This is a genomic window from Williamsia muralis NBRC 105860 (assembly GCF_001598915.1).
GTDB classification, from domain to species: domain Bacteria; phylum Actinomycetota; class Actinomycetes; order Mycobacteriales; family Mycobacteriaceae; genus Williamsia; species Williamsia muralis.
Genome location: NZ_BDAP01000004.1, coordinates 351,347 through 368,878, shown reverse-complemented (window position 1 = coordinate 368,878; position 17,532 = coordinate 351,347). Strand labels below are relative to the sequence as shown.

Sequence of the window (17,532 nt, the reverse complement as noted above, 5' to 3'; positions counted from 1 at the left end):
CCGCGATAAAGGTGTGTCGATGTCAACTGATCGCATACTCGTCACAGGAGCTTTCGGCCTGGTGGGTGCCGAGTTGGTCCGCGCCCTGCTGGCCGGTGGCCACGATGTGGTGGCCACCGACCTCGACATCGAGCCCAATCACAAGAAGGCCGCTCGGCTCAAAGGCAGCAACGGGCTCGCCGGCAGGAACGGGCTCGACGTCAGATGGGCCGACCTGACCGATCCCGCCGAGCTGAATGCGCTTGTGTCCGCGGTTCGTCCGACGGTCATCGTGCACTTGGCCGCAGTCATCCCGCCCGCTTGCTACGCGCGCCCTGACCTCGCCCGCAAGGTCAACGTGACGGCCACGCAGTCCCTGGTCGATGCCGCTGTTGCCCAACCATCCCCGCCGCGGTTCATCCAGGCATCGAGCGTGGCCGTGTACGGGCCGCGGAACCCACACCGCGTGGACGATGTCCTCACCCCGGACATGGCGCCGGCACCGTCGGACCTGTACGGCGCGCACAAGGCGGAAGCCGAAAAGATCGTCACCGCTTCGCATCTCGAATGGGTGATCCTACGGTTGGGCGGGGTGATGACAGCTGAACCGCGCTGGGACATCGACAAGGATCTGGTGTACTTCGAAGGGTTGCTGCCCACGGACGGCCGCATCCAGACAGTGGACGTGCGCGATGTCGCCCATGCGTTCGCCGCAGCCGCCACCGGCCAGATGAGCAGGGAGATCTACCTGATCGGCGGTGACGAGTCGCACCGCATCACACAGGGTTTCCTCGCTCCGGCCGTTTCGGAGGCGATGGGTCTCACCGGCGGACTCCCCATCGGCAGGCCAGGAAATCCGGACAGCGACCGCGACTGGTTCGCCACGGATTGGATGGACACCAGCTCCGCGCAGGCGGCCCTGGGATTCCAGCGGCACACGCTTGCAGACCTCATCGCCGAGACCCGCGATCGGGTGGGTGTCAGGCGTTACCCGCTGCGGGTGATCGCCCCGGCGATGCGCAGATACCTGCGCGCTCAGTCGCCGTATCGCCACACGCCGGGCCGGTTCGCCGATCCGTGGGGAGCGATCGCCTCCAGGTGGGGCAACCCATCGCCCGACTCACCGTCCTGATGACCGAAGGTCCTGTGAGACAGCGGATGTGACCCGGCACGGTACACCGTTGACCACCTGCGTGTTGCTCGGAACGTCGAACAGCTCTGGCGGATTGAGCAGGTTCGAGTTGGAGCCCGGGTGGGTGTTGGCGGTGGCGAGCCTTGTGCCGGCCACGCCGTGCCCCCAACCGTGCGGAAGGCACACCACCCCCGGCATCATCTCGTCGCTCACCTCCACCGGTGCTGTGAGTGAACCAGCGGACGTGGTGATCTCGGCGGGCGCACCGTCGATGAGGTCCAGCCGTGCAGCATCGGCTGGGTGCACCAACACGGTGCAGCGGACGCGGCCGCGCATGAGCGCGGGGACGTTGTGCAGCCACGAGTTGTTGGATCGCAGATGCCGCCGGCTGATGAGCACCAACTCGTCGGCTTCTCGGTCGATCCGCCGTTCGAGTCGGTCGATGTCGGCGGTCAGGTGCGGATGCACCAGTTCGATGGTGCCCGAGGGTGTGCTCAGAACCTCGTCGAGACGGTCGCCCTCGAGTTCGCCGAGCCTGAGTCCGTTCGGGTGGTCCCGTACATCGTCGAGTGTGAGGCCGCCGGGTCTCCGACCGAGATCATCTCCCCACGGCCCCAGCCTGATTCCCAGATCGACGAGTCGTTCGGGTCCCACACCCCGGAGGGCTTCAAACGATGCGGTGGCATCGCGGCCGGCCAAAGGCGTGTCGGGACTGGTGCACAGGGTTGCCACCAGGCCACCGACATAGAGGTCGTCCATGGCGGCCACGTCCACGTCGGGGACCGGGGTGCCCAGCACGGCGCCGCTCAGCCGTAGCAGGATCTCCCACTCGGCGGGCCGGCCCGAGTCCGGGGCGAACACCGGTTCGGACCACTTCACACACGACGCAGTTGCGTAGTTCCAGTACAGGTCGTCGGCGTGGAAACGTTCAAGCGGAGACAGTCCGGGCAAGATGACATGGGCGTGACGGGTGGTCTCGTTCAGCCAGTTGTCCACCGAGACCATGGCGTCGATGGTGCCGAGAGCGGCGTCGAGCCGAGCCGACCCCGGCGCCGAGATCACCGGATTGCCTGCCACACTGATGAAGGCGCGGATCTGCCCGTCACCCGGTGTGTCGATCTCCTCGGCAAGGACACTGATCGGGAACTGGCCGAACACTTCGGGGATGCCTTGGACGCGGCTGTGATACCGGCCGAACTGCCATCCGGGTGCATCCTGATCGGGCGGCTTCATGAACATCGGTGACCAGACCGCGGGTTTCGGAAAGAGTGCGCCCCCGAGACGGTCGATGGCGCCGAGAGCGGTGTTCAGAACAAAGACCAGCCACGTGGCCAACGACCCGAATTCCTGCGTGCACGAACCGATCCGGCTGTACAGGACAGGGTTTCCGGCATGAGCGAGCCCGGCGGTGAGTCGACGGATCGAGACGGCGGTGACGCCGCATACCGGTGCCACGCGTTCGGGTGTGAACGGCGCTGCCATGGCTATCGCGTCGTCGAGTCCGGTGACCCGGCCCTGAAGGTGTTGCGGCCGCCTCACCCAGCCGTTCGAGGCGAGGGTGTGCAAGATCGCGAACAACAGCAGGGCGTCGGTGCCGGGACGGATGGGTACCCATTCGTCGGCACCCTGCGCGGTGCGGGTGCGTCTGGGATCGATGACCACGACCCGACCGCCCCGGCGCGAGATGTCGCGGATCTTGCCCATCACATCCGGTGTTGAGAGCATCGAACCCTGTGACGCAGCGGGATTGGCGCCCAGCACCACCAGATGATCCGTGCGGTCCAGGTCTGGGATCGGTGCGTTCCACATACCACCGAACAGCAGCGCACCGACCACGTTGAGTGGCCACTGATCAACCGTGCCAGGGGAGTAGTAGGTCTGCATCCCCGCCGCCTGACCCATCCCGATCAGACCGCCGATGTAGGAGCTCAGCGATACATTGTGCGCCACCGGGTTTCCCACGTAGACGGTCAGGGCCCGCGCTCCGTGACGCTCGAGGACCGGTCGTAACACCCGCTCGGCCTCCTCGTACGCGTCGTCCCAGGACACCGGGACGTGCTCGCCGTTCGCGCGTTTGACCATGGGCTCGCGAAGACGGTCCGGGTCGTCGTGCAGGTGTCCGAGGACGGTGCCCTTGGGACACAGGTGCCCGCGCGACCACACGTCGTCGCGGTCGCCGCGGATCGATGTGACGGTGTTGCCCTCGGTGTGGACACGAAGACCGCACATCGCCTCGCACAGTGGGCAGGTCACCGAATGATCGGCCGGACCCAGCATGAGGTTCGGGTTGCTCGGCTCAGCTCGGTCGGGCATGGGCGATCACCTCGATGGGAACCCCGTTCATCCGTGCCATCCCCGCGAGCCGCTCGAGATCGGCCGGGTCGCTGGAGATCAGCTGATTGACGTTGGCGCCCCCGCTGCCCGAATCGGCACGGGCGGCGTCATTTGCGCGTGTCCAGCCGCCGGAACCGTTGTGACCCCAGCCATGCGGGATGGCGACGACGCCGGGTGAGATGTCCGCCGTGACGGTGATCGGCAGGACTATCTCGCCGTGCGCCGACCGCACCGACACGATGTCACCGTCCGTGACCCCGCGGGCATCGGCGTCGTCAGGATGCATACGCGCGGTGTGGCTTCGCCCACCGCGCAGGAGCATCGGTGAATTGTGCTGCCACGTGTTCTCCGAGCGGACCTCACGCATCCCGATCAGAAGCAGTGGCAGGCCCGCGGGCTCGTCGAGGTCGAGGCGCCCACACTCCTCGACGAGTTCCGGTGCATCCAGTTTCACCTTGCGACCACGGTGGGTGACCACGGTGCGCAGCCGGCCCGGACGGAGGTGCTCGGCGACCACGACACCGCTCGGCTCAGCTCGCAGCCGCGCCAGATTCAGGCCCCGCCGACGAATGCCGAAACGATCGCCGCCCTGACCCATCCTGATGAGGCCGTCGATCACCCTCTGCGGATCTACCGGCCGCCCCAGCCTCCGAGAGACTCTGTCCACGAACGCCATTGCACGCATCTTGGGCGACAGGTCCGCAAGGCCGCCGGCGAGTTCGTTGAACACCTGCCACTCGGCGCGGCTCTCACCCATCGGCGCGATGACCGGATCCGTGGCCTGTTTGAAGGGTGTGGTGTAGAGCGACTGGAACATCAGCACGTGATCGGGACGTTCGTACATACTCGGAGCCGGGAGGATGAAGTCGGCGTTGGCATTGGTCTCGTTGCGGTAGAGGTCGAAGGACACGCAGAGATCCGTCTGCCCGAGCGCTTTGGCGAGTTCGGCGCCATTGGGAACCGACAGCACGGGATTGCCCGCGCAGAGGAAGAGCGCCCGCAGCTGTCCGGGCCCGGGTGTGGTGATCTCCTTGGCCATCAACGACGCCGGTGCCTGCCCGGCCACCTGAGGGAAGCCGCCGATGCGGCTGGTACGTGCGCCCCAGCCGAATCCGCCCGACCGCTGCATCGCACGCGCGATCGCGCGCTCTGCTGGAAAGCCCATCGTGCCGAACATCGAGCCGCCGACCGAGTCGAGATTGCCCGCAAGCAGATTGACGATGTCGAGCAAGGCGGTGGTCAACGTACCGTTGCGGCCCAGACACGTGCCGACGCGTCCGTAGACGGCTGCGCGAGACGTGCCGGCCAGATCGCGCGCGAGCTTGCGCGCTGTCGCTGCCGGTACCCCCGTTCGCTCCTCGGTCGCCTCGGGTGGATAAGGGGCACTGAGCTTCTCGATGGCGGCAACGCCCGTCGCCTTCGCGGCGACTGCTCGGAGGTCGACGAGCCCCTCGGCGAACATGACGTTGATGAGCGAGAGCATCAGCAGGGCATCGGTGTCCGGGCGGATGGGCATCCAGTCGAACTCACGGGCCGTCTCGGTGCGCCTCGGGTCGATCACCACCACCCGTCCGCCTCGTCGGCGGATGCCGACCAACTTGTCCCGAACCCGAGGAGTGCTCATCAAACTGCCGTGGGACACGACCGGATTTGCCCCGACCACAACGAGCAGTTCCACCCTCTCGATGTCGGGGATGGGTACGGCGAGGGCGTTGCCGTAGAGGAAATGGCTTGCAGCGTAACGGTTGTTGGCGTCCTGGGAATTGGAGCTGTAGATGTGTGGGCTGCCGAGCATCTGGAAGAACAGTCCGCTCCAGATCATCAGTCCGGTGTTGAAGACCGATGGATTGCCGAGGTAGCCGCCGATCGACTCGCCACCGTGCTCGGTGTACACCTTGCGCAGTCGGGCGATGATCTCCGACATCGCCGAGTCCCACGACACCCGATCGAATCCACCGTCGGGCCGGCGGCGCAACGGATGCAGAACCCGATCGTCGTCGTTGACGATGTCGCTGAACGCGATGCCTTTTGGACAGGCGTATCCCTCACTCAGCGGATGTGCTGGATCAGGTCTCAAGCGGAGCAGGCGGCCGTCCGAAACGGTGGCGATCATGCCGCACATCGGTTCGCAGATGCGGCAGAACGTTGTCTTGTCCACGGGCGCGGTCACGGCGACAACCAGCTCGGCGCGGGTGCGACCGTCGACCCTGACAACACCATCAGAGCGATGTTGTACGCGAGGAACGCCACGTTGAGAAGACCCGCGAGGGCGAGCAGTCGCACGACGACGGGCAGGGCGCCCGGCAACACGTCGATTCCGGGATCGAGAACACTGAAGCGGTGGCCCCCGCGAAAGAACATGAGCATGCCCGGTAGCGCCCACAGGAAGCCGAGCATGATGCCCTCGTACACCGGCCACTGATCTGCCGTACCCGCGCTGATCGCGAGGTTGTCGGCCACCCGGTTCCACACGAGCAGGCCCTGTGCGATCCCGGCCATCTCGAAAGCGGCGTCCAGGACGACGAAGATGAGCCACACCGACAGCACCAGCAGAAGTGGTGAGTGGAGACCGACGCGGTGAAGTCCTCGCAGGATGGCGTAGCTGAGCAGACCGAAGATGGGCAGCAGGGCGAAGAACACCAGGGCCTCGAACAGTGGCTGCGAGAGGGTGGGCCCGTCGACGGGGGAAAACGGCAGGTGACTCACCCAGTCGCCCCGATCGCGAAGATGGGCGTTGTAGGTGAAGTTGTGGTCCAGCGCGTTGACGAGGGGTTCCTGCCAGTAGACCGCCGACCACGCGAAGGTCAGCAGCAGCGGCCACGTGAGTCCCTTTGCGCGCCAGCAGGAAAAGACCAAAACCGCAATCCAGACAACAGTCAGGATGATCAGGATCGCTTCCGCGCGATCGACATTCGCCATCACCGAGGCCGGCACCGGATCGTTGCCTTCTGGCTGTTTCGCCGGATCGGCGAGAAGCCAGGCGATGTAGCCGTAGACCTGGATCGCGACGAAGAACAGTCCGACGGCGGCGAGGATCAGCGCCGTCTTCGACGGTCGCAGTGGACCTTTCGTGCGGTCTGGATGCGTCGACACCGTGTCTGACGTGATCGGGGGTCCGGACATGAGTGCTCTTCCGTCCTGCAGTTCGGCCACCTCTCGTGGTGGACGCGTGGATGGGCTGTCGATGGTGGCCAGGAGTGGTGGTGTCATAGTGCAAACAAGTGAGACGTACGTCACATTTTCCGGTTTCATTCAGTCACAGGGTCATCTGAGGTGTCAACACTCGCGGGCTCCTGGCGGTTGGCGACTTCCCTCGTCTCAGTACGAAGGAGTAGCGTCTGTAAACGAATCTCTTTAGTCGCTAGGAGTCCTCAGTGTCCATTGACCACCCTTCGTCCACGCGTGCCGCGGCGTCCGAGGTGCGGGCCGCGCGCCGCAGTCGGATGACACGCGAGAGCGTGATCTCCGAGGCGCAGGCGCTCGTCGACGAGCTGGGTACCGAGGCCTTGACGATGACGGCGCTGGCCTCCCGATTGCAGGTGCGGGTGTCCTCGCTCTACAACCACGTCCACAGCCTCGAAGAACTGCGCAGCGAACTACAACTCCACGCGATGCGTGAACTCGGCGATCTCGCGCGCAGGGCCGCCATGGGGCGTACCGGGGTGGACGGTCTGCGGGTCCTGGCCAGGGTGTTCGTCGACTACGGCGAGCGCTGGCCCCATCGATGCCGATCGCTGTTGCGAGTTCCCATCGACCTGCCTGCATTTCGTGCCGCCAGCGCGGAGGCGGGGGAGGCCCTCGCGGTGATGATTCGGACCGCCGGCGTGCCCGAAGACCGGGTGCTGCAGACCCAGCTCGCGCTGTTCGCCGCGATCAACGGGTTCGTCTCACTGCAGCTGTCCGGGTTCTTCGATGTCGTGGGCAACGCCGACGACGTGTTCGAACAGATCCTTCAGGGCGCAGTCACCGCTGCGGTCCTGGGCAGCTGAACCTGCCGCAGGCCACCGACGGCTGACGAGGGCCGGCCCGCGGTGATGTGACAAATCTGGCTGCCGTGGTCCGTGCCTGCTCACGCCCCGATATCCCCGAAGACCAGCGTCGATTCGATTGACAACGTAGTGTCGCGGTTGTACGAATGGCATTCGACAGAAACGAATACCTTTCGTTTTCGCAATCGACTCCGACGAGGACATCATGCGGCGCTTGAGTGGAACCGACTCGCTGTTCCTGGCGGCAGAGACGCCGTCGTGGCATCAACACGTCGGTGGTCTCACGATCTTGGAACCGGGGGAGTCCGGACTCGGATACGACGACGTCGTTCGGCTCACGCGCGAGCGGATGGAATACGCCCCCAAGTTCCGCTGGAAGCTCAAGCAGGCCCCGTTCGGGCTCGATCGCCCGGTGTGGGTGGATGATCCGGATTTCGACGTCCGACATCACGTGCACCGCATCGGTGTTCCCTCACCCGGCGGCGCTCGAGAGGTCGGCGAAGTGGCCGGTCTACTTCTCAGTGCCCAACTCGACCGCAACCGCCCGCTCTGGGAGGTCTGGCTGATCGAAGGCCTCGCCGGTGGACGGGTGGCATTGCTCATGAAGTACCACCACTGTCTGCTCGACGGTGTCGCCGGCGCCGGTCTCGCCACCGCAATGCTCGATGTCGAACCAGACGCGGCAGCGCCGATGGTGGCCAAGCCGTCGCGTGAGGAATCCTCCGCCGGCGATCAGGGTGTGCTCGACGTCGTCGGCGGTCTGGCGAACAGATGGGTCAAAGGCCCCGCGACCTATGCGCGTTATGGATTCGACGTTCTCTCCAAGGCCGCCGCCGTACTGGATGGGGCACGCAGCGGTGGATCGTTGGCCTCGGCCATCCCGAGAGGCCCGAGCACTCCGTTCAACGCGTCGATCGGAGTCCGCAGGCAGCTGGCGTTCGCAGGCATCGCGTTCGACGACATCCGTCGCATCAAGGAGGCGCACGGGGTCAAGGTCAACGACGTGGTGCTGGCGTTGTGCGGCACCGCGCTGCGTACCTACCTGCTCGCGCACGACGCCCTGCCGGATCGCTCACTGGTGACAGGCGTACCGGTGTCGACCCGCGCCGAAGGCGACGACACGCAGGACAACCAGATCACGACCGTGTTCGTGGAGTTGGCCACGCATCTCGATGACCCGATTCAACGACTCAAGACGGTCAGTGAAACAGCAGCGGGCGCCAAGGAGATGTCGAAGGCGATGAGCGCCAGGCAGATCCAGTCGCTGGGTGAAGTAGCCGCCCCGCTGATCCTCGGTACCGCGATCCGGGCGATCTATTCGACCGAGCTGATCTCACGGATGCCGCTGCGGATCAACACCCTCATCTCGAATGTCCCCGGTCCGCCGCTCCAGCTGTACATGGGCGGCGCCAAGGTCACCGGTATCTACCCAAGTTCGGTGATCCTGGAGGGGATGGGCCTGAACTTCACGGTGCTGTCGAACATGGAGCGGATGGATTTCGGTCTACACGTGGACCCGAACCTGGTTCCCGATCCGTGGGAGATCATCGATGCGCTCGATGAGGCGCTTGCCGAGTTGCTGGCGGCCAGCGGTCTCGAAGGTCCTACTGCCGTTGATGATCCGTTTGCTGCCGACGAGCAGTCGGGCGGATCGGGCGATGAGACGCAACGGCCACGGTCCACGACGGGCCGGCGGACAAAGAGCGGGGTGAAGTAGTCCGATGGAGCGCATGACCGGACCGGACGCGTTGATGCTCAACATGGAGACATCGACGACCCCGATGCACACCCTGAAGGTCGCGATTCTGGACTCGTCGAACCGTGGCACACCGGTGACCCTCGCCGAACTGCGCGCGCTGGTACCCCGCTATCTCGGCCACTTCCCCCGGGCGACCCAGCGGATCGAAGCGCTGCGTGGTCATCGCGGGCGTCCTTTCTGGGTGCCCGACATGAGCTTTCGGATCGCCCACCACATCGATGAGCACACCCTTCCGGCCCCTGGCGATCAATCGCAGCTCGATGAACTGCTGGCCGCGCTCGCCACGAAACGGCTCTCACGCGATCGGCCGCTCTGGGCCATGACCCTGGTACACGGGCTGAGCGGCGATCGTCAGGCGGTGGTCATCCGGGTGCATCACGCGGTGGTGGACGGTCTGGCGGCGCTGAACTGTTTCCGCGCGGTGACCAGCGACAGCCCGGGAGCGACTGCGGCTGAACCGAATCCCTGGTCGGTCGAAGACGCCACACCTCCTGAACGCGCCGAGATGCGTGCGATGGCCCGGCGAGAATCGGTTCGCCTGATGCGCGACCTACCGCATGTGGCGGCAGATGTGTATCGCACCGGGGTGGCGGCCCGACGTTTCGAACAGCGCCGAGCCGTACCCCACTTCATGGGCGCCGACCGCACGAGCTTCAACACCCCGAGTTCACATCGGCGGCGCTGCGCCAGTGCGTCGATTCCGCTCGCTGACGTGCGGCGGGTGGCGGTTGCCACGGGCACCACCGTCAACGGCGCGTTTCACGGGATCGTGGCAGGCGCGATCCGCGCGGAGCGTCTGGCCCGCCGAGAGCGCACCGATCGCCCCGCCGTCGGGATGTTCGGGGTGTGCCGCGACCTCTCTTCGCCCCGCCGCCAGGGCAACGAGCTGGCGACGGCGACGGTCTACCTCCACACCGAGATCGTCGACCCTGTCGAGCGGGTGCGCGCCACCGCATCGAGTTGCGCTGCGGCCGTGTCCCTTCGTCGGCAGCTGGGTTTCGACCTCACCGAGCATCTCGCGACCTACACCGGTCGCCTGGGACCCTGGGCGCGTCCGATCGCAGCGCCCATCGCGCCGCTGGTGATGAACCACATCACCACGGCGAACATGCCAGGACCGAAAGAACATCGATGGATCGGCGACGTGAAAGTGGAGCAATGGACGTCTTTTGCACTGGCGATAGCCCCGGCAGATGTCAACCTGACCGCGTACAGCTACGCGGGGCAACTGTCGATGGGCCTGATCACCACACCCGAGTCCATGGCTGACCCGGCGGCATTCCTTGGCCGGGTCCAGTCGTCTCTGGACGAGTTGACCTCGGCACTGCGCACGGCTGAGATGCTGGACCGATGACGGCCACACCCGGGCCGGATCGTGGCCGCTGGCAGAACAGATTCGACTCGTCGCTCACACGGATGTCGCTGCTGGCCGAAGTCCTGCCCCGCGCGGTGCTGAGCTCGCGCAGCGCCAGCCATCGCGCCGCGGCCACGGGCATCCCACCGTCGGCGTTCGGCGTCCGCCAGGTGGGTGAGACAGCGCTCGACGAGTTCTTCATCGCCGGCTTTTCGCTGCTGCGCGCCGTGCCCGATGAAGACGACATCCGAGCGAACGTGGACAGGTGTGCGTTGGTGGGCAGCAGGCTCAGGGCGCTGCCGATGGCCGAGGCGAACCCGGATCCCCCCGAGCTCCGAATCCAGCGGTCTATCCGCCGGAAATTGGGCCCGGTGGCGTACGAGCGGCTGGACTACGCGAGTCCGGACCCCCACCCTTTGTTGCTCTCGGGCGACAAGACCAAGACGGCGGCAACCGTGCGGATCCTCGAACACCGCGAGCGGGGGCACCCGTGGCTGCTCTGGATCCATGGCGCCGGTCAGGGCCGGATCGACGACCTGATGTCGTTGCGCGCAGCGTTCCTGCACGAGGAACTCGGCTACAACGTCGTGTTCCCGGTCTTGCCCGGGCACGGGTTACGACGCAGCAAAGGCGTGACCTTCCCCGGCTTCGATCCGATGGCCAACGTCGCGCTCACCGCCCGTGGGATCGCGGAGGTCCGTGCCCTGGTCCGGTGGATGCATGCGCAGGATCCGACCCCCATCACCGTCGGTGGCATCTCGCTGGGTGGTCCGGTCGCCGCAATCGTGGCCGGCCTCGAACCGCAGGTGCAATCGGTGATCGCAGTGGTTCCGATGCTGGACCTGCACGCAACCATGGCCCATCATCTGCTCCGCGGCGGTGACCGGGGTCGTGCGATCGCAGAGCTGTTGCGGTCGGATCCGGTCCAGGACGTGACGAGCGTGGTGGATCCCCTCAGGGTGGTACCTCATGCGCAGGCGGACCGCCGTCTGGTGGTGGCCGCCCTGAACGACAGGGTGACCTCGGTTGCCGCCGCGGAACGTCTGCACGCCCATTGGTCGGGGCCGGTGCACTGGTACCCGGGTGGACACATCGGCGGGGTGATGTCGTCGGCCGTGCGTGCGGCGATCACCGATTTCGCCTCGGCGCAGACCTAGAACGGCCCGCGCCTGAGGCGCCCTGTGCCGAGTGGTCGGCCGGAGCAGGTTGGTGACCCACGTGGCGGTCGGGGTACCGTTGCCAGCTGTGCCTGATCAGTCCCCGGTTGAAGCCACTCGTCGACGATTGACGGGCAAACGTGCCGACACGGTGTTGAAACTGGGTGCGGCCACCGTCGAGGTACTCGGCGAAGTGGGCTACTCGGAGCTGACGGTGCCTCTCGTCGCGGCCAAGGCGGGCCTGGCCCGCGCGACCGCGTACATCTATTTCTCCTCGAAGGAACACCTCGTCGCTGAGGTGTACTGGCGTCGGCTGACCACGGCCACACCTCCGGCCAACGACTCTCCGGAGATGATCGAGCGAGTCGTGAGTGTGCTGCGGTACCTGGCCCTCAATGTCGCCGACGAGCCCGAGTTCGCCGCGGCGGTGACGCAGGCATTGCTCAGCAATGACTCCGACGTCGAACAGCTCCGCTTCCAGATCAGCCGCGAGATCCATCGGCTCCTGGTGGCAGCCGTCGGGTCGGAGGGAAGCTCCAGAGATGTGGGACTGCTGGAGTTGGTCTACACCGGCGCGATGGTTCGCGCGGGGATGGGTCACCTGTCCTACGGCGAGGTCGCGGACCAGCTCGAGGCTGCCGCGCGCCAGATTCTGGCCTGAACGCTCGCGCCTTCAATAGTCAAGTCGTCTAATAGCTTTCGCCAGTTCCCGGCGCTGAATGCGCGCTGGGTCCGGCGCCTGTGACCGCTGTCGAGAACTCCACTCAATCACACAACTGGACACCCGTCTATACGGTTGACGATACGAATGTCTGTGCGTAATGTCTGACTGGCTTCGAACAAAGTGATCTGCATCACCAGCCGCCCCATCTCCCGCTCCTCGCGAGCCCACTGAGAAACCAGTCCTCCGTCGTGGATGGCCGGGCGATGGCGTCTGGCGCTCGATCGCCCCATCCATGGATCGTGAAGGGTATGAAATATGAAGTCACGCAGGACAAGTCGCAGCCGCGGCCAAGTCATCTTCGGCGTCGGTGCCTCGGTGTTGTTGACAGTTCTCGGCGTCAGCGCGTGCAGCGACGGTTCCGACAGTGACTCCCCGGATTCGTCGCTGCCCACAACATCCCTGCCGGCGGACGCGGCCACTGGCGCCCCGATCAAGGTGGGCTTCATCAACAGCGAAGGCGGCTCGTTCGCTTCTTTCCCGGCCAACCGCGAAACCGCTCAGGCCGCAGCCGAATACATCAACGCCAACGCGGGCGGGGTCGATGGACGGCCCATCGAACTCGTCATCTGCAAGCAGCAGGAAGAACCGGCTTCGGCGACGAACTGCGCCAACCAGATGGTCGAGCAAGGTGTTGTCGCAGTGGTGGTTCCCGGTGGAGCCCAAGGGCCGGCGATGTTGCCGATCCTCTCCGGCGCAGGTATCCCGTACGTCGGCCCGGTCGGCGTCACCCCCGTCGAGCTGACCTCGCCGGACTCCTTCATGTTCACCGCCGGACTGCCCGGCGTGCTCGCCGGTATGGCTCAGTACTCGGCGCAGAACGGCATCAAGAAGCTGGCCCTCATGTCGGGTGACGGTGGAGGCACCCCCGCGGCGATCTCCGCGATCGGTAACCCGATCTTCCAGGCGGCAGGTATCGAACTCAAGGTCGTACCCATTCCGACCGCGGTGCCCGACCCCACGCCGCAGCTCACCGCAGGGCTGTCCGACAACCCCGATGCCGTCGCCATCGTCGGCGACGCCAACATGTGCATCTCGGTGCTGAAGACCATGCAGACCGTCGCCCCAGGCAAAGACCGACTGGTCGTGCCCACGTGCGTCGCCCCTGACGTGGTGAAAGCCGTTGGCGGATCGGTCATGGAAGGCATCAAGGACTTCACCACCGTCGACATATACTCAGACGATCCCGACTCGGTCCTCTACCGCTCCGTGATGGCGCAGTACGCACCGGAGACCGACATCGGCGGCTACGGCTACACCGGATACCAGGGCGTTCTCGGCCTGTACCGGGTGATCGAGAACCTGACCGGCGACATCTCGCCCGCAACGGTGACCGGAGCGCTCAAAGCAGCCAAGGACATCCCGCTCCCCATCGGGGCCGGACTGAAGTTCACCTGCAACGGCACCGCGATCCCGCAGCTGCCGTCGATCTGCAGCAAGACGTTGCTCGTCGGTCCGGTCGACAGCGAGGGCAAGCCCTCGAACCTGACGAGCGTCGGCTAGATCCAGCGCGAGAAGACCCACCTGAATCATCGAAAGAAGTTGGAACAGTAGATGACCGAGCACTTTGCCTATCTCTTTCTCGGCCTGGGCAACGGAGCGGTCTACGCCGCCCTCGGACTCGCGTTGGTGATGACCTTCAAGAGTTCGGGGGTGGTGAACTTCGCGACGGGAGCTGTCGCGCTGTACACCACGTACACGTATGGGTTACTGCGTGAGGGAGAACTCCTCATCCCGGTACCCGGCTTCCCGTCGACGATCGAATTGGGTGGCGAACTCGATCTCGTTCCCGCCGTCGCGATCTCGCTGGTGATCGCGGCGGCGCTGGGAGCGCTGCTGTACCTGGTGGTCTTCCGGCCGATGCGGTCGGCGCCGGTGGTCGCCAAAGCCGTTGCGTCAATCGGTCTCATGCTGGCCATCCAGGCGCTCCTCGCGCTTCGGGTCGGCACCACAGCGGTTCCGGTGGCACCGATCTTCGAACCGGGAGTCCTCTCCATCGGTGAGAGTCAGGTGCCCACGGACCGCATCTGGCTCGCCGTGGTGATCGTGGCCCTGGCGACGGTGGTCGCGCTGGTGTATCACTTCACGCGGTTCGGCGTTGCCACCGAAGCCGCCGCGGAATCGGAGAAAGGTGCGTTTGTCACCGGGCTTTCGCCCGATCGCATCGCAGTGAGCAACTGGGCTCTGTCGTCGGTGATCGCCGGACTCGGCGGTATCCTCATCGCCCCGATCGTGCCCCTGAGCCCGATCGCGTACACGATGTTCATCGTGCCCGCACTGGCTGCGGCGCTTGTGGGCAACTTCTCGTCCATGGCTTTGGCCGTCGCGGCGGGGCTGGGCATCGGAATACTGCAGGCAGAGGGAACGCACCTGCAGAGTCTCTACAGCTGGATTCCGAAATCTGGTGTATCCGAGGCGATCCCGCTGCTCTTGATTCTGGTGTTCCTGGTGGTCAAAGGTCGGCCGTTGCCCAGTCGCGGCGGTATCGTGCACCAGAACCTCGGCCGGGCTCCCCGTCCGAGACGGATCTGGACGCCGGCGATTGCCGCCACCGTGATTGCCGTCATCGCCCTGTCGGCGACGTCGGGCAGCTACCGCGGGGCGATCATCGCCACGTTCATCTTCGCCATCCTCGGACTCTCGCAGGTGGTGGTGACCGGGTTCGCCGGACAGGTCTCGCTCGCTCAGCTGACCCTCGCGGGTGTCGGTGCCTTCGGGTTGAGTGTGGTGAACACCGAACTGGGGATACCGTTCCCGTTCGCGCCGATCCTGGCTGCACTGATGGCCACGGTCATCGGGGTGGTGGTCGGGTTGCCCGCCCTCCGGATCCGGGGGCTCCCGTTCATGGTCGTCACGCTTGCGCTCGCGGTGTTCCTGGAGACCTTCTGGTTCCGCAACCCGTCGTTCAACGGCGGACTCAAGGGCTCGAACTTCGACGCACCGAGCATCTTCGGGATCGATCTGGGTATCGGCGCCGGGGAGAACTACCCGAGGGTCTCGTTCGGGATCCTGTGCCTGATCATCGTGGTGATCGCTGCGGTCGGCGTCGGCCTGCTGCGGCGCAGTCGGCTGGGCTCGGCCATGCTCGCCGTCCGCGCCAACGAGAGGTCCGCGGCCGCCGCGGGTATCAACGTGTCGCGAACCAAGTTGGCCGCGTTCGCAATCGGCTCGTTCCTCGCCGGGCTCAGCGGCACATTGCTCGCATACCAACAAACTCTCGCAACCGCTGATCCGTTCAGTGTGTTCGCCGGCATCGCGATCTTCGCCATCATCTACACCGCCGGGATCACGTCCGTGTCGGGCGCCCTGCTCGCAGGTGTCCTCGCTCCCGGTGCGTTGCTGTACATCGTGCTCGACCGGGCCTTCGACTTCGGTGACTACTACGCGCTGGCCAGTGGGGTGCTCCTCATCCTGACGGTGATGGTCAACCCGGACGGCATCGCCGGACGCATCACCCCTCTGGTGCAACGGTTCTCGCGCCCTGAGACACCCCGAGCCCCGGCCGGGGAGCCTGATGCCTCGACGGCGCCGACATCCAGTCGGCTCGACGCCGGTACACCGGTGATCGATCGTGACCGGACGCTGCTGAAGGTCGACTCCGTGTCGGTGCAGTACGGCGCAGTCACCGCTGTGAGTGAGGTGTCGTTCGAGGTGTTCGACGGCGAGATTGTCGGGCTGATCGGGCCGAACGGTGCCGGAAAGACCACTCTGATCGACGCCATCAGTGGGTTCGCGGCGGCGTCGGGACACATCACTCTCGACGGAACCGACGTGACCGATCTGGCTCCGCACCGACGCAGCCGACGTGGATTGGGTCGCACGTTCCAGGATGTCGAGCTGTACGACGACCTGTCCGTGCGGGAGAACGTCACCGTCGGCGCGCGTGGCGGTAAGGCTTCCACGAGCGACGAGAGCGTCGATGATGTTCTCGGCTTGCTCGATCTGCATTCGGTCGCCGATGTCACCGTTGCCTCACTGTCACAAGGACAACGGCAATTGGTGTCGATGGCGCGGGTGCTCGCCGGCAATCCTTCGGTGGCACTGCTCGACGAGCCCGCCGCCGGCCTCGACAGCAACGAGAGTCGGTGGCTCGGTGAACGGCTACGCGCCGTCCGCAACAACGGCATGACGATGCTCCTCGTCGACCACGACATGGAACTCGTTCTGTCCGTGTGTGATCGAATCATCGTTCTCGATCTCGGCAAGGTCATCGCCAGTGGGACACCCGACGCCATCCGGGCCGATGAGCATGTCATCCGTGCCTATCTGGGTGTGCCTGCGGGTGGTCGGGACACCGCCGAGGCCACATCGGCGACCGGGCTCACGGAACAGAAGGTGATCTCATGAGCGTGCTGGAATGCAAGGGCCTGGAGGCCGGGTACTTCAAGCGCAGCCCGTGTGTGCGCAACGTCGACCTGAACATCGGCGCGGGCGAGGTGGTGTCGCTGCTGGGGCCGAATGGTGCAGGCAAGACCACCTTGTTGCTCACCTTGGCCGGGTTGTTGCCGAGTTTCGGCGGGGACGTCTTGGTGGGTGGGCAGACCCTTCGTCGCGGAAGTCCGCGCGCGGCAGTGGGATCGGGCCTCGTGCTGGTGCCCGACGACCGCGCGCTCTTCCGCGGACTGAGCGTGCGCAAGAATCTCCAGCTCGCGACCCGCGGACGTGACCGCGGCAAGCAGGCCCTGAACGAGGTGCTCGAGTACTTCCCGGCACTCGGTGCTCGCCTCAAAGTCGACGCCGGCCAGCTGTCTGGGGGTGAGCAGCAGATGCTGGCCATCGGCCGCGCACTCATCCAGCGGCCGAAGGTACTGCTCATCGACGAGCTGAGCATGGGGCTCGCACCCGTTGTGGTGGAGTCGATCCTGCCGATCATCCGCGCGGTCGCGGACCGGGGCGACACAGCGGTCGTACTGGTGGAACAGCACGTCCACCTCGCCCTCGGGATCGCGGACCGAGCCGTGATCATGGTGCATGGTGAAGTGGTCCTCGACCAGCCCTCGTCGGTGCTGTCGGACGATCCATCGTTGGTCGAGCGGGCGTACATGGGTGCGCGCAAAGATGACTCGGAGAGCGTTGCGGGCTGAGTTGGGCTCTTTCTCGTCGAAGA

Annotated in this window: 12 protein-coding genes; 9 read left to right on the top strand and 3 right to left on the bottom strand. The window is 65.6% G+C overall.

Annotation, left to right across the window (positions count from 1 at the left end; all coding sequences use genetic code 11):
- Positions 1-19: 19 nt before the first annotated feature.
- Positions 20-1,111, top strand: a complete 1,092-nt coding sequence (locus tag WIMU1_RS17205; RefSeq protein ID WP_062799243.1) for an NAD-dependent epimerase/dehydratase family protein — start codon at positions 20-22, stop codon at positions 1,109-1,111.
- On the opposite strand, the gene WIMU1_RS17200 is transcribed toward WIMU1_RS17205, so the two are convergent.
- From WIMU1_RS17200 to WIMU1_RS17190, 3 genes are read right to left on the bottom strand one after another with little or no spacing between them, the layout of a single operon-like run.
- A complete protein-coding gene (locus tag WIMU1_RS17200) occupies positions 1,100-3,424 on the bottom strand; it encodes a molybdopterin-dependent oxidoreductase (protein ID WP_371850302.1) in 2,325 nt (774 codons plus the stop codon). The genes WIMU1_RS17205 and WIMU1_RS17200 overlap by 12 nt on opposite strands.
- Positions 3,408-5,615 carry a molybdopterin-containing oxidoreductase family protein gene (locus tag WIMU1_RS17195; RefSeq protein ID WP_211339017.1) on the bottom strand — a complete coding sequence of 736 codons (2,208 nt, stop codon included), beginning with the start codon at positions 5,613-5,615 and terminating at the stop codon, positions 3,408-3,410. Before WIMU1_RS17195 ends, WIMU1_RS17200 begins: the two co-directional genes overlap by 17 nt.
- Positions 5,612-6,655 carry a spirocyclase AveC family protein gene (locus WIMU1_RS17190; protein WP_158599254.1) on the bottom strand — a complete coding sequence of 348 codons (1,044 nt, stop codon included), beginning with the start codon at positions 6,653-6,655 and terminating at the stop codon, positions 5,612-5,614. Before WIMU1_RS17190 ends, WIMU1_RS17195 begins: the two co-directional genes overlap by 4 nt.
- Positions 6,656-6,819: 164 nt before the next feature.
- Between WIMU1_RS17190 and WIMU1_RS17185 the strand changes: the two genes are divergently transcribed.
- The 8 genes from WIMU1_RS17185 to WIMU1_RS17150 all read left to right on the top strand — a co-directional run bounded on the left by WIMU1_RS17185 (position 6,820) and on the right by WIMU1_RS17150 (position 17,509).
- Positions 6,820-7,434, top strand: coding sequence for a TetR/AcrR family transcriptional regulator (locus tag WIMU1_RS17185; protein ID WP_133248694.1), 615 nt, complete (start codon positions 6,820-6,822; stop codon positions 7,432-7,434).
- 214 nt (positions 7,435-7,648) lie between these two features.
- Positions 7,649-9,151, top strand: a complete 1,503-nt coding sequence (locus WIMU1_RS17180) for a WS/DGAT/MGAT family O-acyltransferase (RefSeq protein ID WP_158599255.1) — start codon at positions 7,649-7,651, stop codon at positions 9,149-9,151.
- 13 nt (positions 9,152-9,164) lie between these two features.
- The gene (locus WIMU1_RS17175; RefSeq protein ID WP_062799236.1) at positions 9,165-10,547 is read left to right on the top strand and encodes a wax ester/triacylglycerol synthase domain-containing protein; all 1,383 of its coding nucleotides are present in this window, start codon (positions 9,165-9,167) and stop codon (positions 10,545-10,547) included.
- A complete protein-coding gene (locus WIMU1_RS17170) occupies positions 10,544-11,704 on the top strand; it encodes an alpha/beta hydrolase (RefSeq protein WP_062798988.1) in 1,161 nt (386 codons plus the stop codon). The genes WIMU1_RS17175 and WIMU1_RS17170 overlap by 4 nt, the downstream gene beginning before the upstream one ends.
- Before the next feature lie 88 nt (positions 11,705-11,792).
- The gene (locus tag WIMU1_RS17165) at positions 11,793-12,365 is read left to right on the top strand and encodes a TetR/AcrR family transcriptional regulator (RefSeq protein ID WP_038252633.1); all 573 of its coding nucleotides are present in this window, start codon (positions 11,793-11,795) and stop codon (positions 12,363-12,365) included.
- 318 nt (positions 12,366-12,683) lie between these two features.
- Positions 12,684-13,928, top strand: coding sequence for an ABC transporter substrate-binding protein (locus WIMU1_RS17160; protein WP_062798986.1), 1,245 nt, complete (start codon positions 12,684-12,686; stop codon positions 13,926-13,928).
- Positions 13,929-13,979: 51 nt separating this feature from the next.
- Positions 13,980-16,772 carry a branched-chain amino acid ABC transporter permease/ATP-binding protein gene (locus tag WIMU1_RS17155; RefSeq protein ID WP_062798984.1) on the top strand — a complete coding sequence of 931 codons (2,793 nt, stop codon included), beginning with the start codon at positions 13,980-13,982 and terminating at the stop codon, positions 16,770-16,772.
- Positions 16,769-17,509, top strand: a complete 741-nt coding sequence (locus WIMU1_RS17150; protein WP_062798982.1) for an ABC transporter ATP-binding protein — start codon at positions 16,769-16,771, stop codon at positions 17,507-17,509. Before WIMU1_RS17155 ends, WIMU1_RS17150 begins: the two co-directional genes overlap by 4 nt.
- The last annotated feature ends 23 nt before the right edge of the window (positions 17,510-17,532 follow it).